This window comes from Acinetobacter sp. YH01009 (assembly GCF_013420765.1).
GTDB classification, from domain to species: Bacteria; Pseudomonadota; Gammaproteobacteria; order Pseudomonadales; family Moraxellaceae; genus Acinetobacter; species Acinetobacter amyesii.
On sequence record NZ_VOYE01000018.1, the window covers coordinates 34428 to 57346 of the forward strand.

Sequence of the window (22919 nt, forward strand, 5' to 3'; positions counted from 1 at the left end):
AAAAATAAATTAAAAATCATCGTCTAAATCAAAGCTATCGTCGTCTAAGAAGCGATCTTCAGCTTTATCGATGTCAGCCATAACTTTTTGGAAGAAGCGTAATTTACGTACGGTATCACGTGCTTCTGCCCAGTCTTCGTCGTCATAATCAATCTTAAATTCACGAACCAAACCGTCTATCCATTGCTGAACTTCAGTTTTAAGTGAAGTGAGGTCATCAGCAGAGCATGCCTCATCTAACTGTTCACGAATTTCTAAGGCATCTTGTAGGAACTCAAAATCACTAATCGATTGATCAAGGTGATAATCTTGTTTTTTGAGACTTAAGAGATATGCAGCGCGGCTATCAACATTGGATAAAGCTTTAAATGCTTGATTAATCTCACTAGATTTTATCAGGGCTAGATCTTTATCTTCGGCTTTATCTGGATGATATTGTTGCTGCAACTTTAAAAATTCAGCTTTTAAAACTGCTAAATCAATATCGAGTGCTACAGGTAAGTTAAACAACTCAAAATGATTCATGGGAGATGGTGTCCGCAATAGAGGTGCAAAAAGTGTTGCTTTAAATGCAATTAAAACAGTGAATTTTACACTGTTTTAATGCGAAAAAGGAGCGTGGAAAAGGCTTAAACTGTAAACGATTCGCCGCAGCCACATTCACCTTTTTTATTTGGGTTATTAAATTCAAAACCTTCGTTTAAACCATTTTTCACATAGTCCATCTCCATACCTTCAAGATAAACTAAGCTTTTTGGGTCAACGAATACTTTTACGCCAAACTGATCGAATACTTGGTCATGTGTGTCAATATCATCGACAAACTCAAGTACATAAGCTAGACCAGAACAGCCAGAAGTTTTCACGCCAACGCGAATGCCTTCACCCTTACCGCGATTCTTGATGTAATTGCTGATATGAGTTGCAGCATTTTCAGTTAAATGAATCATGAAAACTCCGTTAATCTTTTTTAAAACACGTAAACAATTAAGCTTTTACTTTCTTGCTACGGTAGTCTTCTACAGCAGCTTTGATTGCATCTTCAGCAAGTACAGAGCAGTGTACTTTTACTGGTGGAAGTGCAAGTTCAGTTGCAATATCAATGTTCTTAATTGCTTGAGCTTCATCAAGAGTTTTGCCTTTCAGCCACTCTGTTACTAATGAGCTAGATGCAATTGCTGAACCACAACCGTAAGTTTTGAAGCGAGCTTCTTCAATTACGCCGTTGTCATCAACTTGAATCTGTAGACGCATAACATCGCCACAAGCTGGTGCACCGACCATACCTGTACCAACGTTTTCTGCATTTTTGTCTAAAACACCAACATTACGAGGGTTTTCGTAATGATCAATTACTTTTTCGCTATAAGCCATGACGCTTCTCCAAACCTCGGGGTCAGCCTTAAGATTAATATGGGGGTGAAATTACGTTAATCAATGAGATAGCCTTAAAATAAAAGCTATCTCACCGGGATGAATTAGTGTTCAGCCCATTCTACAGAATTAAGGTCGATACCTTCTTTGTACATGTCCCAAAGCGGTGAAAGATCACGTAGTTTTTCAACTGCTGCTTTGGTAATTTCAAGTACATGGTCAATATCGGCTTCAGTGGTGTATTTACCAAAGCTGAAACGAATCGAGCTATGAGCCAATTCATCTGAAAGACCCAATGCACGAAGTACATAAGATGGCTCTAAAGTTGCTGATGTACATGCAGAACCAGAAGATACTGCGCAATCTTTAAGTGCCATCATTAACGATTCACCTTCAACAAAGTTAAAGCTGACGTTTAGATAGTTTGCAACGTTGTATTCTGGGTGACCGTTCAGGAAGACTTGTTCAAGACCTTGCAAGCCATTCCAAAGTTTGTCACGAAGTACACGAATACGAGTTTGTTCGGCATGAAGGTTTTTACCTGCAAGTTCGAACGCTTCGCCCATACCCACGATTTGGTGAGTCGCTAGCGTACCTGAACGCATACCACGTTCATGACCGCCACCGTGCATTTGCGCTTTAATACGTACACGTGGTTGACGACGTACATAAAGAGCACCAATACCTTTAGGACCATAGATTTTGTGGCCAGAGAAGCTCATCAAATCAACTTTCATTGTTGAAAGATCAATTTCTACTTTACCTGCAGCTTGCGCAGCATCTACGTGGAAATAAGTTTTGTTTGCACGAGTCAATTCACCGATTGCAGCTACATCTGTAGTTGTACCGATTTCATTGTTCACCATCATCAAAGATACAAGAATCGTATCTGGACGAAGGGCAGCTTGAACCATTTCAGGTGTAATTAAACCTGTTTTTGCTTCTGGCTCAAGATAAGTAATTTCGAAGCCTTCTTCTTCAAGCTCGCGGCAAGTATCAAGAATTGCTTTATGTTCAATTTTACTTGTAATAATGTGCTTGCCTTTAGATGCATAGAACTGAGCAATACCTTTAAGCGCAAGGTTGTCAGATTCAGTTGCACCAGAAGTCCAAACGATTTCGCGTGGATCAGCTTTTACTAGATTAGCAACTTGTTCACGTGCATATTCTACTTTTTCTTCTGCCTGCCAGCCGTAAGCATGAGAACGAGAAGCTGCATTACCAAAAGTACCGTCAAACGTTAGACATTCCATCATACGTTCTGCGACTTGAGGGTCTACAGGTGTAGTTGCTGCATAGTCAAGATAAATAGGACGCTTCATGTCAAATACCTGTAACCGATAAAAGGGCTGAATCAAAGTTTGCTGAATTTTGACGAATAGATACGGTTTGAACGTTATCGCGTGCTACAAGGTCAGCAAGGGTGATTTTTGCAAGATAATCGGCAATGTGGTGGGAGAGTTCCTGCCATAAATCATGAGTCAAGCACATTGCACCATTTTGGCAGTTGCCTTTGTGGTCACAACGGGTTGCATCAACTGTTTCATTTACAGCTTCAATAATTTCCAAAACAGTGATGTCTTCAGCACTACGAGCAAGGTGATAACCACCGTTTGCTCCACGGATGCTGGAAACTAAGCCGTGACGCTTTAATTTTGCAAATAACTGCTCAAGATAGGCCACTGAAATGGTTTGACGAGCTGCAATTTCTGCAAGAGTGATCGTTTGTTCAGTTGGCTGCAAAGCTAGATCAAGTAGAGCAGTCACTGCGTAGCGACCGCGAGTTGTTAAGCGCATGATTCGATACACATGTTAAGTCTAGATGTGCAGATTTTATGAATCCTGACTAAAATAGTCAAGTTTTTTTGAGAATGTTTATTTGTTTTATTTTGTCTGAAAAATTATGTATTTATTTGAACCACATATTATACACTAATAACGTTATTAAAAGAACAGATATTAGACTAAAAGCGATATTAATCCGCTTTTGACGACGTTCGATACGCTTAATACGGTTTTTGTATTGTTTAACTTCAACTTGCAGTGTGTTGATTTTAGAGCGTTGCTGTTCGATTTTTTCTAAAAGTGGGGCAATACGTTTTTTAGACGCAACGATATCGTTTTCTTCGACAGGTTCAGACAACCAGTGTTTCCAGTCAGATAAAATTTTCGGCACACTAAATAAAGAAACCAGATCACGAAATTCATCTTTTAGAACCACATCACCATCGATACGCATGGTTTTGATGCTTTTACGATTACCAAATACAAAAATTTTTACCAAATCTATTAGTGTCGTGCGGACATCAAGGTCGATGGCTTTATCTGGAGATTTCGTGTCGAACAGAATACCGTGCTCAGTAAACTGAACATAAAAATCAAAATAAGGGATGTAGCTATTTATTTTCAGTGCGACTTTTTGATCAACAAATTTTTTAGCTTGTAATGCTACAACACGGTCATGTTTTAAAATGAAAGTAAAAATCGTTTCTAAAACAATCAGGGTCATAGTAAGCAACAAATGTGGTTGAGCTTGTGTTTGTTGCGTATCACTCATAAAAAAAATGTCCTTGTTAAAATCTGAAAGCACTGGAAACTGAGCATCCTGCTCTAGAGGAACTTAGAATATACCAAAAAGTTGGTAATTCACCAGCTTTGTAGAACAGTTTAATCAATCTATCAAGTCATATGTTTGCTATTATGTTGTTAAAATGAAGAATCACATGTTGCTGTGCACATAAAATAATCAGGAGAAGTGCGGATTATGGAAAATACAGAAAGCATAATTGACGATGCACAAGAAACATCAGAAAAGCCGGCTAAAACTCGCGTACGTAGTCATTCTGATCGTCGCTCTAAAATGGATTTTCGCAAATATACCAAACAGATTTGGTTGGCTGGATTAGGTGCTTTTTCACGTGCTGAGGGTGAAGGAAATAAGCTTTTTGACTCTTTAGTCAAAGTTGGAGAGGAGCTTGAGTCCAAAACGATTGATATTGCAGATCAAACTGTCGAAAAAGTTTCAGAAAAAGCCAAAGAATCTGTAACCGATACGAAAGATAAAGTAGAAAAAATTTTAGATAATGGTGTTAATCATTCTTTAAACCGTTTAGGATTGGTGACTGTAAAGGATTTACAGCACTTAGAAAGGCTTATACTTCAATTACATACTAAAGTTGACCAATTGGCCGAAGAAAATGCCCAACTGAGGGCCGAAATACTAAAAAAACACTAACTTTTTTACTATTATCGAATTTTCAAGGTTTTTTTCGTCAAAAAATTCTATAAAAAGAGGTTGATGAGTATTGCGTTTAACCCTAAAGCATTGCTATAAAGGCGTTATGGCGTTTTATACAAATTCTTGAACCTTAAATAAACGATATTAAGAGGACGTAATTTTCATGAATAAATCAGAATTAATTGATGCAATTGCCGAAAATGGGGGATTATCTAAGGCCGATGCCGGTAAAGCTTTAGATGCTACAATTGCTGCAGTTACCAATGCATTAAAAGCTGGTGATACAGTTACTTTAGTTGGTTTCGGTACTTTCAGCGTTAAAGAACGCGCTGCACGTACTGGTCGTAACCCACAAACTGGTGCGACTTTAGAAATCAAAGCAAGCAAAGTTCCTAGCTTCAAAGCTGGTAAAGGCTTGAAAGATTCTGTAGCTTAATCTTATTAAGCACATGAGACGCGCCATTATTTGGCGCGTTTTTTATTGGTAAATGTGATTAATTGATATATCGCATTCATTCATCTCGGGTTTTCGGTTAAAATTCACCGCAAATAAAATATTGGAATACTTATGGAATCGTTTCGTAAAGTCATTAAGGGTTGGCTGGGCAAGGTCTTGCTCGTTTTGTTTTTGACCCCTTTAGCACTTGTAGGTATTGAAGGATATTTTAGTGGTGGATCTAAAGATGCAGCAAAGACTGTAAACGGTACTGAAATTTCTCAAAAAGAACTCGAAGCACTGACGAACTCATTAAAAGAACAATATCTGGCATATGCTCAGGGTGATGAAACATTATTGAATCAAAATTTCATTAGCAATAAAGCGATGGATACTTTGGTTTCACGCCAATTGTTATTGCAACAAGCTGATAAATTAGGCATTAGCTTGAGTGATGCACAAATTGTGCAAATGATTCATCAGCAGCCAAGCTTCCAAGTCAATGGTCAATTTTCAGATGAAGCGTTTGGGAGATACCTCGAATCGATTGGTATGACAAACCGCACATTCATTGATAATTTACGTAAAGACCATGCTTTAAAAATGTTGTCTACAACATTTATGGAATATGCATTGGTGAGTAAGCTTGATATCTTGCAAATTGCGAACTTACAAACGGAACAACGTAGTATTCAGTTGGCGAGCATTAATCTTGAAAATTACAAGAAAAATGTAAAAGTATCTGATGCTGAAATTGCCGCTTATTATGAGCAGCATAAAAACAAATTTAAGCAAGCAACCAGTGTTGATGCAGATTTTGTCGTATTAACACCTGCCAATATTACTGCACCAGTAGAAGCTGCAACTGATGCTGAATTGAAAGAAGCGTATAACAGCTTTGTTGAGAATGCACAGAAGTCAGTTAAACCACTCGTTAAGCACATCATGATCACTGCGGACAATCGTTCAGATGCCGAAGCTAAAAAACTGGCTGAAAGTGTTCAAGCTAAAATTAAAGCGGGTTTAAGCTTTGACCAAGCTGCAGCGCAATTCTCTGAAGATCCGGAATCTAAAGCAAAAGGTGGTGAACTGGTTGCTTATGAAAAAGGTGTGTTTGGTGATGCGTTTGATGCTGCAGTTGAAGGTGCTCAAGCTGGTCAAGTGACTGCTCCAGTAAAAACAGACAGTGGTTATCACTTGATCGAAAAAGTGGCACCAGCTGTAAAAGTGGCTTCATTTGAACAAGAAAAAGCACGTCTACAAGCAGAAGTCGCTGCTTCGAAAAAAGCCAATGTTTTTTCTGACACTGTAAACAGCCTCAATGACATGGTCGTGAGCAGTGATGCCCTTGATGTCGTGGGTCAAGAAGTGAAAGGCGTAAAAGTACAATCATTGAATGGCTTAACATTAGCATCGCAACATCCAGTTTTAAGTGATGCAAACGTCAAAGTTAAATTGTTTAACGATGATGTTAAAAATGGTGAACGTAATGTTTCATCGAGCATTCAGTTGAAAAACGGTGATGTGGTTTGGGTGAAAGTGCGTAACTATCATGCTGCGGGTGTTCAAACTTTAGCTGAAGCGAAAGCGCATGTGAAAACTCAGCTGATTGAAAAGAAAGCGTCTGATGCTGCAAAAGCCCAAATTCAAGCGACATTAAAAGAGTTTGCTGCAAAACCTGCTGCTTCAGTTGCGAAAGGCAGTTTAAACTTTGAAAATGCGGGTACATTCACTCGTGCGGATGGTTTGTTAAAACGCGAAATTCAACGTGCTGCATTTAGTGTAAAAGCGCCGAAAGCAGGTCATTGGTCTGTTACTACGACTAATCTACCAAATGAATTGGTTGTGGTTGCTGTGACTGCAGTGAACAAACAATCTGATGCGGCATTAACGGGTGAGCAGTTAGATGAGTTAACAAAACTTTATCAACAGCTTCGTGGTCAACAAGAATTTGATGACTACACACGTTATCTAAAAGATCATGCCAAAATTAAATAATTTAGGCAGCTTTAAAAAAACCAGCTTTCGAGCTGGTTTTTTTATGTTTAAGTTTAATGCATCACACTTTAAGAAAAACTTTTAAAAACAAAGATTAAATAAAATTGACTATTTAAATAATTCTCTTAAATTGAGTTTGGGAAGGCAGTTTCCTAAAAAATATAATGATGTGATTTGAGGGTGCTATGCAAAAGATGAGAGATTTAAACAGTATTTTAAAAAATATTTTGGGACAAGTTGAAATAAAGCAGTTGCTGATTCAGGGGAAATCACAGCATCAGCATATTCCCTCAACACCAGAAGTGACAGGACTAAATGACCTTTTAACTGGCACGGCAGAGCCAAAAACATGGGTGATCATTTCGGTCGGTGAAACTTTTACACGGGTCAAAGTGGATAAACAAGGACATTGGCAGATTGAAAATCCACTTAAAGAGGGCGGAGTTGTCACAATTTATGCGGCAAATCATCATGGCTTACGCTCAGAGGCAATAATGATTGCTCCAATTGCAGAGCCAATTGTACTACCGAAGATGCCAGAAATTCTTGAAAAAGGTGAATACTTGATAGGTAAAGCTGAAGCAGGAAATACGGTAGTTGTGACCTATGGTGAGCAAGAGTTTATAACAGTTGCTGATGAAAATGGCGATTGGTCGATGCTCAATCCTTTAACGACCACAGGTGCAATAAGTGTTGTGGCAATTGATCAGGACGGTAATCGTTCTGAGGCGTTGCATACAGCGCAAATCATTTTACCGCAAGCTGTTACGATTTTAGAGTCTGGCGCGGTGATATCAGGTACTGCCGCACCAAATACGACAGTTGTGATTGAGTCGGATCAAGCGGTCTATCGTATTCAGGTCGATGAAAATGGTGATTGGTCAATAGAAAATCCAGTGGCAAATGGTGGCACGTTGATGATTGTTGTGGAAGATCAATTTGGTCAGCAATCTCCTGCGATTGGCTTGGCATTTCCATTTATTCAGACCCCGCCTGAAAATCCAAGCTATGTACTGCCAGCGCCAGAAGTGACGCTAAATAGTGAAAAACTCGAAGGTAATGTATTTCAACAGGCTAAAATCATTGTGACAGCCAATGGTCAAGAGTACGTGACGTATGCCAATGAAAGTGGTTTCTGGTCGATGGATAACCCGATTCAAAATGGCGGTTTTGCAACAATCGTGGCGGAAGACAGTCGTGGTGTTCAATCGCCTGAAATCTCAATAGCTAAACTGATACTTGCACAACCTGAATCATCAGCTGAACTTACAGAGATTTTACTGGTAAGTGATGAACTGAGTGATGAACAAACTGAAAACCAAAATGACAGTCAAATTGAGCCGATTCAATCTGTGATCAATCTAGATACGCTTTTACAGGATGCGAATGAAGTCCCAATTGTATTGCACACCGATGAACAGGATTTGATCGCATTGGGCAGCGACGTTTCAAATCCGCCCGCTATACTTCCTGCGCTTGAATATCCAAGCTTACTCATTGAAGCTCCACTGACACCGTCTGATTGGCTTGCTTAGAAATATGAACCAGCTTCCGAGCTGGTTTTTTTTGGTTTAAATTGACAGATATAATTTTTATTTAAAAGATTTGGCATATGAAATATTGACTCTAGCATCGTAGATTGGTGTTCTCAAAAAATAATATGAAAAAAATAACTCATCACAACAAAGGATTAAGCAGATGACATCTCTGTATATGCCTCAATGTAAACGTTTAAAGAACCCGTTATTGCGATGGATGGATCATTATTTTAAACACATGATACAGATGCTACTAACGATTTGCGTTGCCAGTAGTATTCAAGCTGCAGAACTAAACTTTCAAAAAGTTTTAGAGCAGGAAAGAGCTTGGGCGGGCTTGAGTAGTAAAAAAGTCAAAAATAATGAAATCGAGTGGACATATAGTGAAGGAGGAGATCCACGAAAACCGACGCTGTTATTGCTACATGGTTTGTCAGGCACGCGTGATAATTGGAACCGCGTTGCCCGTTATTTAACGCCCAATTATCATGTCATTATTCCAGATCTGCCAGCACATGGAGCACTATTGTCACAGATCAATTTGATCTATCAATTCCAAATTTAACTGAAAAATTACGACGATTTATTGATGCTGCAAAGTTAGATCCAAATTTACATATCGCAGGGCATTCGATGGGTGGTGCAATTGCCATGCTCTATAGCGCTCAGTATCCCTTAGAAGTGAAATCTTTATTGTTGGTGGATTCGGCTGGTGTCTTTAAGTCGAGCAATACAGTATATTTAAAAGATACGGCAAAGCTTGCAGAGCTAGTGGTCAGAAAAACCGGTGATTTTGATCGCGTGATGAAGATCGTGATGCAATCTCCGCCTTTTATTCCACAAGAATTAAAAATTGGGCAAGAAAAGTTGATGATAGTTCAGTCTAAACATACCAATAAAATGGTGGAACAACTGCAAAAAATGGCGACCTTGTATACGCCAGAGTCCTTTGCTTTGGCTGCACGAGGCATTGATGCACCTGTGTTTATTATCTGGGGGGAAGCAAGATCAGATTATCAATGTTGAAGTGGCAGAAGAACTGAGAAGCTTATTTAAAAAAGCCGAAAAGCCTCTGATTTTAGACCATATTGGTCATATGCCTATCTTAGAAGCGGAGCAGTTAATGGCGTTGCCATATTTAAAGTTTCTTTCAACTGTTCAATGAATCAAATCGGTAAAGTGGGTGAAAAAAAAGCGAGAAATATCTCGCTTTTTTAAACTTAATTAGATACTTTGAGTCGATTTAAGTACGTACTTTAATTTCATAGCCAGTGTATTTTCGAATATTAATCACACCGGTATCCAAAATCAGATACTGACCTTTAATCCCTTGTAATTTTCCTCGAATAATCGGTGTTTTGTCCAAATTATGCGATTTGATTTTTTCAGGATATTCATCTACCGGGTAGATAAATTGGCGTGGCAACTCATCTTCTAGCAGTTCAACGGTTTCATTAAACTCTAAATTTTGGCTAAATTCTTCACGAATGGTCTGAATTTTTGGTGCGAATTCTTCCACTAATTGGTCGCGAATTTCGATCAGGTTGATCGGTTCTGCTTCACCTTTGAGCAATTTACGCCAATCGGTTTTATCGGCCACTTGCGTACCAAACATGACTTCAAGCTGACCAGATAAACGACGTGAACCAACTTTCATAATAGGCAAAGCTTGCGTCGCACCTTGGTCTAGCCAACGTGTAGGCATTTGACCCAATCGGGTAATCCCGACTTTTAAGGCACTTGAATTGGCTAAATAGACAATATGCGGTTGAAAGCAAACTTCATGGGCAAAATCATCTTCACGGCAAGTCCCGAGATGATAATGACAGGTTTCAGGCTTCATGATGCACATATCACAAGAAGCCTTAGTCTTCATGCATTTGAAGCAATGACCTTGTGAATACGATTTAGGTGTTTTTGCGCCGCAAGAAATGCAGTAGATATTTCCAGTGGCTTCGATTTCAATTTCTTGACCAAGGCTAAACGGTAGATCAACTTCTGAGCGATCTAGAATAAATTTATACTCAACATTTGCCTTGTGTGTATGTTGATCAGTTACACTAAGGTCTTTAAGACCTGCATGCATTTTATGGCAAATGCCTTGTAGTTCCATACGAATACTCACTTCATTATTAAGGATGCGGTCAATGGCTGAACAAAATGTCATCACTTCTATGCTAGACGATTTGTCAAAAGAGCAGTCCATTTCAACCGCAATCTGTATTGGTCAGGATCTTGAACAATACAATCAATTTCATCCAATTCAATGGCAACATTTTAACGTAACTGAGTTTTTAAATCTGCCTTTTACCCAGCGTTTTGACCTTGGATTTGTGATTCTTGATACTGAAACGATGTTGAGTTTGGATCAGCAGCAGAAAACGCAGATGTTGGTAAAATTACGTGACCTATTTGCCAAACGCATCGTGGTGGTGAGTAAATTACACGATGAACAATTATTACGTGCTTTAGGCTTTACTCAGCTCATTGATAAAACCACGCATGAAAGTGATTTTGCTTTATGGCAGTTTAATATTTTGACTTATAAACACATTCCAGATTGGTTTAACTCTAAATTTTGGGCAAATCCTGAAAACTGGGATAAATTCCGTTGGTAACAAATACTTAGCCTGCGAGAAATTGCAAAAATTAACAAACATTTATGATAAAACTGTGTTTTCCCACGTATGCTGTAATTAAGTTTACTAGGTTTCACTGGGAAAAATAAAATGACAAATTTAAATAATATTGTTGAGATCTTAGCAAAGCAGGCTCTTGGTGATGCAAACAATCAAAATCAACAAGGTGGCTTGGGCGGTATTTTAGGTTCGGTGTTGGGTCAATTGGGCGCAAATGCAGGCACTCAAAATACCCAAAACAATGCTCAAAACCAAGCGGGTGGTTTGGGTGGAATTCTTGGCTCTGTGTTGGGCCAACTGGGGGGTGCAGCGCAACAGCAGCAACGTAGTAGTGGTGGTAATGCTTCAACAATTTTAGTTGCAGTGTTACCTCTGGTGCTGGCTTGGATTCAAAAACAAGGGGGCCTACAAGGTGCTTTGGATAAATTACGTGGACAAGGGTTGAGCAGTCAGGTTGATGATTGGGTATCTACAGGTCCAGGCGATAATGCTGCTGTGAATAATCAACAAGTACAAAATTTATTTGATGATGCCGAAGTGGAACAAGTTGCACAAGAAACTCAAACTCAGAAACAAGATGTGTATAGTGCGATTTCAACGGTATTGCCGCAAATTATTGATTCATTGACGCCACAAGCTGGACAAACCAATCAGCAAGAAGCGAATGCTGATATTCAACAAGTGATGAATTTGGTCTCAGGTTTTCTTAAGCGTTAATCACAATATCGTTTGATGGTATTTGATTGAATACAAGCCAGTGAACACTGGCTTTTTTATGATTTGAAAAATGATAACAATGTGACGCTAAGATGGATTAAATAAACGGTTCGACACACTGATTTTTTTGCCAATATAGTGTGATTTTTTTTGACGAATCAAAATGATTTTCGACTGAAACTCTAACTCACCAAACTCTGGCTCAACTTGCACATAATGTAGTTGACCAAACTCATCACGCACACGCGCTTGAGCCGAAAAGCCGGGACGGGCATTTCCACTTGAAATTGTGGCTAAACGACCCAGTAGGTTAACGGTTTGTTTTTTATATTTGGGCGGTACAACCTGATCCAAACAATGAATCATAAATACCGTAAAGAATATGGCAATAATCAGCGCAGGTAAAATTAAATAATAAGCGGGAACGAATTGACCTTCTTTGGCATGGATGCAAAACTGAAGTACATAGCCTGCAAAGCTAAAATTCATCAGTAGGAAGAACAAAATCAGAGTCTTGGAAAATTTGACATTTAATAATGCCAATTCTTGTATGCGCTGTGGGGCAATTCTTTTCAAAACTTGGCTAGGACTAATATTGATGTAATAGCCAATGGTTTCAACCATGCCCAATAACAGTACGGCCAATAAACTTAAATGAAAGGGTATTAAGTTATAGTCTGTTAAAAATGCGGACATGGTTGTATTCCAGTGTTTATTCTTCTGTGAGGTAGATTCCACCATCAGAATGCACGTTAATATTCACTTTTTCAAGAGTTTGACCTTGGCATGGACCAGAAATACATTCCCCAGATTCGACCATAAATAGTGCGCCATGCGTTGAGCACTCAATAAATTCTTGGTCACGATCTAGAAACTGATTTTCTAGAAATTCAAGTTCCACGTGCAAGTGTGGGCAGTTATTTTGATAAGCGTAAAACATGCCGTCGCGTTGGGTGATAAAAATCGTTTCACCTTCAGGCGTTTCGAATGATCGTGCTTCACGTTCAGGCACATCATCCGTCATGCAAATTTTAAACATTAAGCACATTCCTTTTGAAATGATTGTAAAAGCTGAGCATAGTCTTCAACTGCTAGGCGTGGACCAAACTGAGCCACAACTTCACTTGAAATCAAGATGGCCAGTTCAGCAGCCGTTTGATAGTCATGACCTGCATTGAGTGCATATAGGAAAGCACCAGCAAAAGCATCACCAGCACCATTGGTATCTACTGCGGTAACTTTACGACCTGGCACGGTAAATGTTGCGGCTTCATTATGAATTAAGGCACCTTTGGCACTTAATGTAATGACAATGTGTTTGCTTAATAATTGCAATTTCGTAAGTGCAGCATCTAAATGATCTGTTTCTGTATACATCAGTGCTTCTTGTTCATTACAGAACAATAAGTCCACGCCATCATCGAGTAATTCATCTAGACCTTGACGTGCATATTGCACCATTGCTGGATCAGATAAGGTCAATGCAATTTGTACACCATTGGCTTTGGCGATTTGGCGTGCTTGTTTTACCGCAAGGCGTGCGCTGTCTGATGTTGAAAGATAACCTTCGATATATAACCATTTCGCAGTATTTAAGCTGCCAAAATCAATTTGGCTATCAGTTAATTCAGCAGTAATACCGAGGTAAGTATGCATCGTACGTTCAGAATCAGGGCTGACTAAAACCATACATGTGCCAGTTACACCTTCACTGATTGATTGAGTTGCAGTTTGGATGCCAGCGTCGTTTAAACCATTTAGGTAAATTTGACCCAAGTCATCATTGCCGACACGACAACCATAAAATGCAGTTCCGCCTAAAGCACTAAAAGCAACCGTTGTATTTGCTGCAGAACCACCAGAAGCTTGACCTTTATATTCTTGAGTGGCTTTTAGGTTGTTATAGAGGGCTGCTTGAGTATTGCCATCTGTCAGTTGCATCGTACCTTTTTGCAGATTGTGTTGAATTAGGAATTCGTCAGAGACTTTAAATTCTTGGTCAATAAGTGCATTACCAATTGCAAAAAGGTCAACAGTTGCCATGTTGTATGTTCACATCAAAAAAATGAAAGTGCTAAGTTTACACGAATGCTCAGGATTGCTGTAGTTTGTTGAAAAAAATTCAATTAAAGGACAAGTGTGTATAAAAATCGGGCAAATCCATTATATTTTTACATTTTTTTTTGAATTAGTTGCCGTTTTAATCAGCTTTGCTATTGTGCAAATCGAAAAATTTTACTTTTATAGAGCTATAGGGTGTTCAGACTAAATCAAGATGATTTGGTCATCATAAATAGATAACAGATTAAAAGTGTGAATATATGGAAATTACGATTCGTCCAGCAGAGCAACTTCCTGCTCAAATCGAAAATATTGCTGCTTTGGCGCAGCATGAAGGCTATACATTTATACACCGTTTAATTGAAGAATATCAAAGTGGTAAAAATCGTTTTGACCAAACGGGTGAGCAATTATTGCTTGCTTATGATGGCGATAAATTAATTGCTTGTGGCGGTTTAAATCAGCAATGGGGTGATACTGGTGTAGAAGAACGGATTGGACGAGTTCGCCGTTTCTATGTGCATCCGCAGTACCGTCAGCATGGCGTGGGTAAGCAGCTATTGGTGGAATTGGAAAAGGGTGCAAAAAAACACTTTTCTGCACTGTGCTTAAATACTGAGCTTAAAAATGCTGCAAAATTCTATCAAAAACAGAATTATGTCTATGTCGAAAGTCATCCAAATTATAATTATTTTAAATATCTAGTTTAGTTTTAAATCCACAAATAGACAGTAAATACTGTAAATGAAGCATCCGATATCGGGTGCTTTTTTTCTTGTGACAATTCTAAAAAAAGAGTGCCTTATTTTAAGCAAAAATTCATTTCAGTTATCGAAGATATAAGCATCAAAATAACTGCATTGAGTGATGCATATGCATATGCAAGTGCATGAACTACAAGACTACGTTAAAAAAGTCCCCCAGATTACCGCGCTGTTTTGGTTGACCAAAATTTTTGCGACCACCTTTGGTGAAACCAGTGGTGATGCACTGTCCATGTCCTTAAATTTGGGCTATTTACTCAGTACCTTTATTTTCGCAGGCATATTTATCAGTCTGCTGTATTTTCAAATACAGTCCAAAGCCTATAAACCTTATTTATATTGGGCCACGATTATTGCCAGCACTACGGTCGGTACGACTTTAGCGGATTTTGTAGATCGTTCTTTAGGGATTGGCTACTTGGGTGGTAGTTTGCTGTTACTGAGTTTGGTGCTCGTATCGCTTTTTAGTTGGTATCGAGTCGAAGGCTCGATCAATCCAAGCGTGGTGAATTTGCCGCGAACACAGATCTTTTATTGGTTGACGATTACATTTTCTCAAATGCTAGGTACAGCTTTGGGGGACTGGACTTCCGATAGTGCAGGATTAGGCTATAGCGGTGGTATATGGCTATTTGGTGGTCTAATCGTATTGATGGCGTTGTTGTATTTTTTTAGTCGGGTCTCAAAGACGATTTTATTTTGGGCTACTTTTGTTTTGACACGTCCATTGGGCGCAGTTGTCGGCGATTTTTTAGATAAGCCCATCAGTTCAGGTGGATTGGATTTAAGTCGCTTTATGGCTTCTTTTGTATTGTTATTGGCGATTGTGATTTGCGTCTATTGGTCAACACGAAATGATAGGCAATCCATAAAATCTGTCTAAATGTTTTAGTGCGAAAACAAGTGATTTTTAAAATTAAAGTTCAAGTTGATTAAAACAGTTGGAAATGTCGTTTCGGTGAATCTAGTTGTGATTTTTTAAGGTATACTTTGCCTAATTTAAATGAATAGATTAGGAGCACACATGACTGTAGATGTCACTGAAACCATTTCTCAAACTGTACATCCCGCGTTTCAGTTGATTCGTCAACATCATGTTGAAGCTTTAGACATTTTAGTGTCTGAATATAAACACAAAGTGACTGGCGCGGTGCATTATCACTTAGCCACAAACCATGATGAAAATGTATTTTTAGTTGCCTTCCGTACGCAGCCGATGGATTCAAAAGGTGAGGCGCATATTCTTGAGCATACAGCACTGTGTGGTTCAGAAAAGTTCCCTGTACGTGACCCATTCTTTTTAATGATTCGCCGTTCACTCAATACGTTTATGAATGCGTTTACCGCAGCGGATTGGACGGCTTATCCATTTGCAACACAAAATAAAAAAGATTTCCAAAACTTGTTAGAAGTTTATATGGATGCTGCTTTTGCTGCGAATTTGAACCCGCTTGATTTTGCGCAAGAAGGGATTCGTATTGAGCTAGAAAATGGCGAAGCAGTATATAAAGGCGTGGTATTTAATGAAATGAAAGGTGCCATGAGTTCACCTTCAGATCAGTTGTATCACCAACTTGCCCATCATTTATTCCCAGAAACGACATATCATTACAACTCAGGTGGTGATCCTAAAGACATTCCTGACTTAAGCTATGAAGAGTTGGTCAGTTTCTACAAATCACATTATCACCCAAGTAATGCGGTGTTCATGACTTTTGGTAATGAGCCTGCTTATAACTTACAAGAACAGTTTGAAACGCTTGCTTTGTCAAAATTTGAAAAAGGTCAAACGCTGTATTCAAAACCTGAGCGTCGTTTAACTGCGCCTGTAACTGTAACTGAAACGTATGCAGTTGATGCTGAAGACCTCAAAGACAAAACCTATCATGTGCTTTCTTGGTTATTGCCTGAAGCAAGTAATATTAAATTACGTTTAGGTATGCGTTTGGTTGAGGGGGTATTGCTTGAAGATTCTGCTTCACCATTACGTCATTACTTAGAAACCTGTGGTTATGCACAGTCGACTGGTCCATTTATGGGCGTAGATGACTCAAACTATGAAATGACGTTCTACTGTGCAATTCAAGGTTCAAACCCTGAGCATGCAGAACAATTTAAAAATGGCGTGTTTAAAGTATTAGAAGACGTTGCGGCCAAGCCTGTTGATCCGACTTTAGTTGAGGCGATTTTGCATCAAATTGAATTGCATCAGCGTGAAATCAATGGTGATGGTACACCCTATGGCCTAAGCTTAATTCTGAATGGTTTAAGCAGTGCGATTCACCATTCAGACCCTGTGGATGTTTGGGATGTGGATACGGCCATTGAACAAGTGAAGGAAGAGTTGAAAGACCCAATGTGGTTATCTAACTTAATCAAAACATACTTGCTAGATAATCAACATCGTGTGCAATTAACTTTGGTTCCAGATGCTGAAAAAAATGCGTTGGAAGCGGCAGCAGAAAAAGCACGTTTAAAAGAAATTGATGCGAACTTAACTGAAGCGCAAAAAGCAGAGATTATTGCGCAGACTGAAGCACTGAACATTCGTCAAGATACCCCAGATGATTTGAACCTATTGCCTAAAGTAGGTTTAGAAGACGTTCCTGCACAATTACAGATTATACAAGGTCAATTACGCGAAATTATCAGTAATGGATTGGACACACCTTTAAATCTTTACCATGCAGGCACTAATGGTCTCTACTACCAACAAGTTTTGATTCAGATTCCTGATGAAGTGGTGCAATCGCCGTATTTCAACCTCTTGTCGATTTTGATGGGTGAAGTTGGTGCAGGTGAATACGACTACTTAGAGCTACAACAGTTGCAAACAGCTGTGAGTGGCGGTTTAGGTATGGGTGCGTCGCTGCGTTCAAAAGTGGACGACAAAGGTCAAATTAGTGCTTGGCTGACTCTAACCACTAAATCATTGGTGAATAATCTTGAAGCTATTCGCTTATTGAAATTGGCTTTTGAACAGCTACGTTTTGATGAAAAAAATCGTATCGTAGAGTTATTGCAACAACGTAAAGCACGTTGGCAGTCACGTGTATCTGGTTCTGGTCATAGTTATGCAATGCAAATTGCAGGTCGTCAACATAGTGCATTGGCGCTACGTGATTATCATAATACAGGCCTAGGCGCGCTGAACTGGTTGTCAGAACTTGTCAGCAAAATTGAGCAAGACGACACGGCTTATAATGCCTTGATTGATGAGCTTAAGTTAATTCATAACCGTTTGCTTAAAGCACCAAAACAATTCTTGGTGGTGTGTGAAGAACATCATTCAGACCGATTGGTTGAGGAAGTTCAAACCATTTGGGATAAAGTGGCGATTGATGATAACCCACATGCTTTAACTCAAGTGAATTTTGCAGATAGCAACAATGACGAAGCTTGGCTCATTCAAGCCAATGTTCAGTTCTGCGCTTCAGCATATCCTGCGGTGGAAGTGTCGCATCCTGATGCAGCACCTTTAATGATTTTGGCGGCTTATTTACGTAATGGCTTCTTGCATAGCGCGATTCGTGAAAAAGGTGGTGCTTATGGTGGTGGTGCAAGCTATGACGGTAATGCATGTTCATTCCGTTTCTATAGCTATCGTGACCCACGTTTAGCTGAAACGTTTAAAGATTTTGACGCAAGTGTGCAGTGGCTACTGAATGCTGAACAACAACCGCATCAGCTAGAAGAAGCGATTTTGGGTCTAATTGCCAGCATGGATAAACCGGGTTCACCAGCGGGTGAAGCCATTACAGCTTGTTATGCTTTATTGCATAAACGCACGCCAGCTTTCCGTCAAATGTTACGTGAACGTCTGTTGAATGTGACTTTGGATGATCTAAAACGTGTTGCTGTGGCGTACTTGGTTGAACAACAACCGACAAAAGCTGTGGTTGCACCGGTGGCGAAGCGAGAGGCTTTGGTTGAGCTTGGTTTCGAAATAAAACAAGTGAATTAAAACAAAAAAGGGGTTTTTATGGCGTTCAAATCTCTTGAGCGTACGACATTGCAACTGAGCCTCATTGCGCTCAGTTCAATGTATGTCAGTACTGTAAATGCACAAAATGCGGAAGTGGCTGTTAAACCAGCTACCGCTGAAGCATGTGTGGCACTTGAGTCAAATGCAGAGCGATTATCGTGTTATGACGCTTTGTTTAAAGTGCAACCTGCTGAAAAAGAAATGTTGGTTTCTGAGCGTCAAGCCGCACAAGAAATTAAACCTGAACCGACTGAAAAGTTGACATTCAAAGAAAAAGTCAGTCATGCGTTTACGGACCGTTTATTCGCTGTAGAAGCACCGAACCTTAATCCAAACCTTTCATTATTGGATAGTCGTTGGGAGCTTTCTCCAGAAAGTAAATTAGGGACGTGGAATATTCGTGGCTATCAACCTGTGTATTTAATGCCGGGATACTGGACTTCAGATAAAAATGAACGTCCATCAAGCCCGAATGAAAACAACACGGTACAAGCCGATCAGGAACAAAACCTGAAATCGATGGAAGCCAAGTTCCAATTGTCATTAAAAACCAAAGCTGTTGAAAACTTATTTGGTGATAATGGTGATATCTGGTTGGGCTATACCCAGTCTTCTCGTTGGCAAGTCTACAACGAAGATGAATCTCGACCATTCCGTGAAACCAACTATGAGCCTGAAGCCAGTCTGGTTTTTCGTACCAACTATGAACTCTTGGGTTTGAACTGGCGTATGCTGGGCTTAACTTTTAACCATCAGTCTAATGGGCGTTCTGATCCCTTATCGCGGAGTTGGAACCGTGTTATGTTAAATCTAGGATTTGAACGTGACAATTTTGCACTGATGTTACGTCCTTGGTATCGTTTCGAAGAAGATACCAAAGATGATAACAACCCAGATATTACCGATTATGTGGGACGTGGGGATTTAACAGCGTTTTATCGTCATAAAGATCATGACTTTAGTTTGATGTTGCGCCATTCACTAAAAGGTGGTGATGATTCACATGGTGCTGTGCAGTTTGATTGGACTTTCCCAATCAATGGTAAATTGCGCGGTACAGTTCAATTGTTTGATGGTTATGGTGAAAGTCTGATTGACTATAACCATCGTGCAACCTATGTCGGTGTCGGTGTGTCATTAATGAATTGGTTTTAATGATTGCTCAATAATTAATTTACGGACGTAAAAGTAATTTCGCATTTTTAAGATGCTTTTAAGTCTAATCGACGGAGTCTTATATCTAGGGATTGAATAAAGGGATTAGCCTTCGGCTGGAGGTACTTTTGTTTCGGCAAAAGTACCCAAAACCATTGTCATCCGCAAAACTCGCTCTCTAGCGTCTATTTATTTAAAGTATCGCAAAAACATTTTTGATTAGAAGTCATCCTGTCTCAAACACTTGCGGATGACCTTACCGCGTATCGTTCTTTCATTTGAATCAAATTACGCTTCTGATGTTACTATGTAACATCAGTAAATAAAAAAACCATGCTATGGCGTGGTTTTTTTATAACTGTGAGAAAATGTACAAATCAACCAATCTGAATCTCAGAAGGTGGGTGTTTTAAGCGACTCTTCTTCGGTGTGGCAATCAGATAAGCCAGTGTTAAGGGTCCAAGTCGACCTGCGAACATTAATAACATCAGGGCAACTAAACTAGCAGGTTGTAAGTCACTGGTGATGCCACGAGATAGGCCTACTGTACAGGCAGCGGATACCGCTTCGAACAACAAATCTAAAAAGCGTTTATCAGGTTCGAGAAGCAATAGACTGAAAAAGCCAATGAAAATCAACGTTACTGTAATGAAAATCACCGCTAATGCTTTAAAGGTCGTTTTTTCAGAAACAGAGTGGTTAAACACACGCAGTTCATCTTCACGTCTTAAAAAACTGACCACACTGAGTACAACAATAATAAACGTCCCGACTTTGATGCCACCAGCTGTACTGAGAGAACCACCACCAATAAACATCAGTAACATCGTGATCAGTGAAGATGCATCGCTCATGCTTTCCATGGGTAAGCTGTTAAAACCCGAAGAGCGCGGAACAGTTGCATGGAACCAAGCATTTAGGGCTTGGTCACCAAGTGACATCGTAGCTAAGGTAGCAGCATTATTAGCTTCTAATAACCAAATGGTGATGAAGGCAAAGACATTTAAACCCGCAATAGTCGATAAAATCAGCTTGCTATTGGTACTGAGTTTTTTCCAACTTTTATTGCGCTTAATGTCCATCAGTACCAAAAAGCCGATACCCCCAATAATGTAAAGCATACTGATGGTAAACGTAATGAAATAACGGTCAGCAAAGCTCATTAAACTATTGGGAAATAATGAAAATCCACCATTATTAAATGCTGAAACACTATAAAAGGCAGCATAGAACAGGGCCTGGTTAAAATTGTATTCTTGCATCCAAGCGATGGTCAAAATAACCGTTCCCACCATTTCAAAAAATAGCGAATAAAGCAGTACGCCTTTAATAGTCATGGTCACTTTGGCAAGACTGGTTTGTCCAATGGTTTCTTGAGCCATAATTTGTTGTTTTAGCCCAATTTTAGGGGACAAACTCATAGCGGCCAATATCGCAAAGGTCATAAAACCGAGACCACCGCATTGTAGTAAACCCATAATCACGACTTTACCAAACACCGTATAGGCTTCGCCGACATTCACAACTGAAAGTCCAGTAATGGTTACGGCAGAGGTCGCTGTAAAGAGGGCATTGATCCAACTTAAATCACCATGATGTGAATATGGGAGCTTTAACAGCAAGGTGCCAATGATAATGAGCCCAAGAAAACCCAATGCCAAAATACTGGGTGGGCTGAGATTAATGGTATTACGCTGTTTATTGTGCAGTTTCATGTTTTTTACTGTCATCTTGCGTGATTATGTGCAAAAGGAGCTCGACGCTGATTACAAAGTTGCTTTAAAGTGTTTAGCCAGTCGACGTAAATGTTCGAGTAAACCTTCAACCACTAAAATATCGCCTGTTTGTAAAATCAGGTTCGGATCTAAACTATATTGAAGCTCGGTGCCACGTTTATGCAAAATCGTCTTCACTTCAGGGACATGATCCATTATTTGATTTAAACGCGTGCCTTGTTGTGATTCTTTAATTTCAACTTTCACCAAATAATGGTCATCTTCGAGTACCATGTAGCGGCTCACCATTGGATAACTTAGTGACTGAGCAACACGGACACCCATATCTTCTTCAGGATGGATGATTTTGCTGATGCCTAAATGGGTTAAAATCATGTGATGCGCTTTGGACTTGGCTTTGGCCCAAATTTTGTTGATCCCCATGTTTTTAAGATGGAGCACACATAAGATGCTGGCTTCAATATCTTCACCAATTGCGACTACGACGGCTTCACAATTTTGAATATTGAGTTCATGTAAAACGTGCTCATCTGTTGCGTCAGCAATCACTGCATGGGTCAGTTGGTCCGAAATACTTTCAACAAACTTTTTGTTGCTATCGATTCCAATGACATCGTGTTTTAAACCCATGAGTTCAGTGGCTACAGTTGCGCCAAAACTTCCTAAGCCAATCACAGCGAATTGAGCCATGCCGTATTCCTAAATTATTCTAAAGTTATTGAATATGTTGATGTTAGCTTGTTCAGCCTGGAGCGGCTATGGAAATTTACATAATCCATCTAAACCGAAAAGCTCTAATTTTTAATTTCTTCAGCATTTTGATAGGCATAAAGTTCAACAATATTGGGGCAATTATCCATAACTTGTTGGTATTTAAAAATTTCATAGCCTAATTTATTTTTTAGAATGTATTGAAATTGATGCTGATCTTCTTTAATGACATTTAAGGTGGCTTTACGAACGAGCTCAGAATTGTTCTTTAAACGGTTTAAGCCATCGCATGAAAATTCACGGATGATGGCTTGAACAGGTTCGGGAGCGGTTTGATCACTTAGCTCATCAAAGCGAATATATACAATGTAATTTGGATATTGATTCAACATTTCAGCTTGCGCGGTATAGCCGTAAATATTTTCTAGATTTTGCGTACGGGACTGATTTGGAATTTGTTTCATACTTTGACGAATCTTATCTTCCTCTTGCTTAAGTTGATAAGCCGGATATGCATAAAAATATCCACCTAAACCTACAATAGCGATCATAAATAAGGCATAAAAA

General features: G+C 39.4%; 23 protein-coding genes and 1 pseudogene. 11 read left to right on the plus strand and 13 right to left on the minus strand.

Going from position 1 to position 22919, the window contains the following annotated elements; all coding sequences use genetic code 11:
* Positions 1-9 precede the first annotated feature (9 nt).
* The 6 genes from hscB to FTT76_RS15040 form a co-directional block, all read right to left on the minus strand.
* Positions 10-525, minus strand: coding sequence for a Fe-S protein assembly co-chaperone HscB (gene hscB, locus FTT76_RS15015; RefSeq protein ID WP_180007824.1), 516 nt, complete (start codon positions 523-525; stop codon positions 10-12).
* 104 nt (positions 526-629) lie between these two features.
* On the minus strand, positions 630-950 hold the full coding sequence (gene iscA, locus FTT76_RS15020) for an iron-sulfur cluster assembly protein IscA (RefSeq protein WP_078188668.1): 321 nt from the start codon (positions 948-950) through the stop codon (positions 630-632).
* A gap of 37 nt (positions 951-987) precedes the next feature.
* Positions 988-1374, minus strand: coding sequence for a Fe-S cluster assembly scaffold IscU (gene iscU / locus FTT76_RS15025; RefSeq protein WP_078188667.1), 387 nt, complete (start codon positions 1372-1374; stop codon positions 988-990).
* Between the two features lie 104 nt (positions 1375-1478).
* On the minus strand, positions 1479-2696 hold the full coding sequence (locus FTT76_RS15030; protein ID WP_078188666.1) for an IscS subfamily cysteine desulfurase: 1218 nt from the start codon (positions 2694-2696) through the stop codon (positions 1479-1481).
* A gap of 1 nt (position 2697) precedes the next feature.
* On the minus strand, positions 2698-3171 hold the full coding sequence (locus tag FTT76_RS15035) for an Rrf2 family transcriptional regulator (RefSeq protein ID WP_078188665.1): 474 nt from the start codon (positions 3169-3171) through the stop codon (positions 2698-2700).
* Positions 3172-3283: 112 nt separating this feature from the next.
* Positions 3284-3931, minus strand: coding sequence for a hypothetical protein (locus FTT76_RS15040; protein WP_180007823.1), 648 nt, complete (start codon positions 3929-3931; stop codon positions 3284-3286).
* Between the two features lie 207 nt (positions 3932-4138).
* On the opposite strand from FTT76_RS15040, the gene FTT76_RS15045 reads away from it, so the two are divergent.
* The 5 genes and pseudogenes from FTT76_RS15045 to FTT76_RS15065 all read left to right on the plus strand — a co-directional run bounded on the left by FTT76_RS15045 (position 4139) and on the right by FTT76_RS15065 (position 9749).
* Positions 4139-4609 carry a phasin family protein gene (locus tag FTT76_RS15045; RefSeq protein ID WP_180007822.1) on the plus strand — a complete coding sequence of 157 codons (471 nt, stop codon included), beginning with the start codon at positions 4139-4141 and terminating at the stop codon, positions 4607-4609.
* 166 nt (positions 4610-4775) lie between these two features.
* Entirely contained in the window at positions 4776-5048 is a 273-nt protein-coding gene (locus tag FTT76_RS15050) for an HU family DNA-binding protein (protein ID WP_078188662.1), read from the plus strand.
* A gap of 132 nt (positions 5049-5180) precedes the next feature.
* Entirely contained in the window at positions 5181-7046 is a 1866-nt protein-coding gene (locus tag FTT76_RS15055) for a SurA N-terminal domain-containing protein (protein ID WP_180004653.1), read from the plus strand.
* 185 nt (positions 7047-7231) lie between these two features.
* Complete coding sequence (locus FTT76_RS15060) at positions 7232-8581, plus strand: Ig-like domain-containing protein (protein WP_180007821.1); 1350 nt, start codon at positions 7232-7234, stop codon at positions 8579-8581.
* A gap of 250 nt (positions 8582-8831) precedes the next feature.
* Positions 8832-9749 (plus strand): annotated as a pseudogene (locus FTT76_RS15065) (alpha/beta fold hydrolase).
* A gap of 78 nt (positions 9750-9827) precedes the next feature.
* On the opposite strand, the gene FTT76_RS15070 reads toward FTT76_RS15065, so the two are convergent.
* Positions 9828-10697 carry a DUF2797 domain-containing protein gene (locus FTT76_RS15070; RefSeq protein WP_078189198.1) on the minus strand — a complete coding sequence of 290 codons (870 nt, stop codon included), beginning with the start codon at positions 10695-10697 and terminating at the stop codon, positions 9828-9830.
* A 34-nt stretch (positions 10698-10731) separates the two neighbouring features.
* On the opposite strand from FTT76_RS15070, the gene FTT76_RS15075 reads away from it, so the two are divergent.
* Both FTT76_RS15075 and FTT76_RS15080 read left to right on the plus strand, forming a co-directional pair.
* Positions 10732-11202 carry a DUF6231 family protein gene (locus FTT76_RS15075; RefSeq protein WP_180007820.1) on the plus strand — a complete coding sequence of 157 codons (471 nt, stop codon included), beginning with the start codon at positions 10732-10734 and terminating at the stop codon, positions 11200-11202.
* A 111-nt stretch (positions 11203-11313) separates the two neighbouring features.
* Entirely contained in the window at positions 11314-11940 is a 627-nt protein-coding gene (locus tag FTT76_RS15080; RefSeq protein ID WP_180007819.1) for a YidB family protein, read from the plus strand.
* An 87-nt stretch (positions 11941-12027) separates the two neighbouring features.
* Here the strand turns inward: FTT76_RS15080 and FTT76_RS15085 are convergent, their stop codons facing one another.
* The 3 genes from FTT76_RS15085 to FTT76_RS15095 are packed head-to-tail and all read right to left on the minus strand — an operon-like array spanning position 12028 to position 13983.
* Positions 12028-12636, minus strand: coding sequence for an OB-fold-containig protein (locus tag FTT76_RS15085; RefSeq protein WP_168378601.1), 609 nt, complete (start codon positions 12634-12636; stop codon positions 12028-12030).
* Between the two features lie 16 nt (positions 12637-12652).
* Positions 12653-12979: a Rieske (2Fe-2S) protein gene (locus tag FTT76_RS15090; RefSeq protein ID WP_180007818.1), complete on the minus strand. Its 327-nt coding sequence runs from the start codon at positions 12977-12979 to the stop codon at positions 12653-12655.
* Positions 12979-13983, minus strand: a complete 1005-nt coding sequence (locus FTT76_RS15095; RefSeq protein ID WP_180007817.1) for an adenosine kinase — start codon at positions 13981-13983, stop codon at positions 12979-12981. Before FTT76_RS15095 ends, FTT76_RS15090 begins: the two co-directional genes overlap by 1 nt.
* Before the next feature lie 278 nt (positions 13984-14261).
* Between FTT76_RS15095 and FTT76_RS15100 the strand changes: the two genes are divergently transcribed.
* The 4 genes from FTT76_RS15100 (at position 14262) to FTT76_RS15115 (ending at position 19905) form a co-directional block, all read left to right on the plus strand.
* A complete protein-coding gene (locus tag FTT76_RS15100) occupies positions 14262-14711 on the plus strand; it encodes a GNAT family N-acetyltransferase (protein ID WP_078188654.1) in 450 nt (149 codons plus the stop codon).
* 163 nt (positions 14712-14874) lie between these two features.
* Positions 14875-15648, plus strand: coding sequence for a hypothetical protein (locus tag FTT76_RS15105; protein WP_180007816.1), 774 nt, complete (start codon positions 14875-14877; stop codon positions 15646-15648).
* Between the two features lie 141 nt (positions 15649-15789).
* On the plus strand, positions 15790-18729 hold the full coding sequence (locus tag FTT76_RS15110) for an insulinase family protein (protein ID WP_180007815.1): 2940 nt from the start codon (positions 15790-15792) through the stop codon (positions 18727-18729).
* Positions 18730-18747: 18 nt separating this feature from the next.
* Positions 18748-19905 (plus strand): phospholipase A, encoded by a 1158-nt coding sequence (locus FTT76_RS15115; RefSeq protein ID WP_180007814.1) that lies wholly within the window; start codon positions 18748-18750, stop codon positions 19903-19905.
* Between the two features lie 377 nt (positions 19906-20282).
* On the opposite strand, the gene FTT76_RS15120 is transcribed toward FTT76_RS15115, so the two are convergent.
* The 3 genes from FTT76_RS15120 to FTT76_RS15130 form a co-directional block, all read right to left on the minus strand.
* Positions 20283-21620 (minus strand): TrkH family potassium uptake protein, encoded by a 1338-nt coding sequence (locus FTT76_RS15120; RefSeq protein WP_078188650.1) that lies wholly within the window; start codon positions 21618-21620, stop codon positions 20283-20285.
* A 51-nt stretch (positions 21621-21671) separates the two neighbouring features.
* Positions 21672-22331, minus strand: coding sequence for a TrkA family potassium uptake protein (locus FTT76_RS15125; protein WP_168378595.1), 660 nt, complete (start codon positions 22329-22331; stop codon positions 21672-21674).
* A gap of 104 nt (positions 22332-22435) precedes the next feature.
* Positions 22436-22903, minus strand: a complete 468-nt coding sequence (locus FTT76_RS15130) for a hypothetical protein (protein WP_180007813.1) — start codon at positions 22901-22903, stop codon at positions 22436-22438.
* Between the last annotated feature and the right edge of the window lie 16 nt (positions 22904-22919).

Coding starts and splice junctions, on each gene's coding strand:
- FTT76_RS15080 (WP_180007819.1), top strand. CDS start 11,314: ATGACAAATTTAAATAATATTGTTGAGATCTTAGCAAAGCAGGCTCTT.
- FTT76_RS15125 (WP_168378595.1), bottom strand. CDS start 22,331: ATGGCTCAATTCGCTGTGATTGGCTTAGGAAGTTTTGGCGCAACTGTA.
- FTT76_RS15090 (WP_180007818.1), bottom strand. CDS start 12,979: ATGTTTAAAATTTGCATGACGGATGATGTGCCTGAACGTGAAGCACGA.
- iscU (WP_078188667.1), bottom strand. CDS start 1,374: ATGGCTTATAGCGAAAAAGTAATTGATCATTACGAAAACCCTCGTAAT.
- iscA (WP_078188668.1), bottom strand. CDS start 950: ATGATTCATTTAACTGAAAATGCTGCAACTCATATCAGCAATTACATC.
- FTT76_RS15095 (WP_180007817.1), bottom strand. CDS start 13,983: ATGGCAACTGTTGACCTTTTTGCAATTGGTAATGCACTTATTGACCAA.
- hscB (WP_180007824.1), bottom strand. CDS start 525: ATGAATCATTTTGAGTTGTTTAACTTACCTGTAGCACTCGATATTGAT.
- FTT76_RS15120 (WP_078188650.1), bottom strand. CDS start 21,620: ATGAAACTGCACAATAAACAGCGTAATACCATTAATCTCAGCCCACCC.
- FTT76_RS15035 (WP_078188665.1), bottom strand. CDS start 3,171: ATGCGCTTAACAACTCGCGGTCGCTACGCAGTGACTGCTCTACTTGAT.
- FTT76_RS15045 (WP_180007822.1), top strand. CDS start 4,139: ATGGAAAATACAGAAAGCATAATTGACGATGCACAAGAAACATCAGAA.
- FTT76_RS15075 (WP_180007820.1), top strand. CDS start 10,732: ATGGCTGAACAAAATGTCATCACTTCTATGCTAGACGATTTGTCAAAA.
- FTT76_RS15040 (WP_180007823.1), bottom strand. CDS start 3,931: ATGAGTGATACGCAACAAACACAAGCTCAACCACATTTGTTGCTTACT.
- FTT76_RS15070 (WP_078189198.1), bottom strand. CDS start 10,697: ATGGAACTACAAGGCATTTGCCATAAAATGCATGCAGGTCTTAAAGAC.
- FTT76_RS15100 (WP_078188654.1), top strand. CDS start 14,262: ATGGAAATTACGATTCGTCCAGCAGAGCAACTTCCTGCTCAAATCGAA.
- FTT76_RS15050 (WP_078188662.1), top strand. CDS start 4,776: ATGAATAAATCAGAATTAATTGATGCAATTGCCGAAAATGGGGGATTA.
- FTT76_RS15060 (WP_180007821.1), top strand. CDS start 7,232: ATGCAAAAGATGAGAGATTTAAACAGTATTTTAAAAAATATTTTGGGA.
- FTT76_RS15110 (WP_180007815.1), top strand. CDS start 15,790: ATGACTGTAGATGTCACTGAAACCATTTCTCAAACTGTACATCCCGCG.
- FTT76_RS15085 (WP_168378601.1), bottom strand. CDS start 12,636: ATGTCCGCATTTTTAACAGACTATAACTTAATACCCTTTCATTTAAGT.
- FTT76_RS15030 (WP_078188666.1), bottom strand. CDS start 2,696: ATGAAGCGTCCTATTTATCTTGACTATGCAGCAACTACACCTGTAGAC.
- FTT76_RS15105 (WP_180007816.1), top strand. CDS start 14,875: ATGCATATGCAAGTGCATGAACTACAAGACTACGTTAAAAAAGTCCCC.
- FTT76_RS15115 (WP_180007814.1), top strand. CDS start 18,748: ATGGCGTTCAAATCTCTTGAGCGTACGACATTGCAACTGAGCCTCATT.
- FTT76_RS15130 (WP_180007813.1), bottom strand. CDS start 22,903: ATGATCGCTATTGTAGGTTTAGGTGGATATTTTTATGCATATCCGGCT.
- FTT76_RS15055 (WP_180004653.1), top strand. CDS start 5,181: ATGGAATCGTTTCGTAAAGTCATTAAGGGTTGGCTGGGCAAGGTCTTG.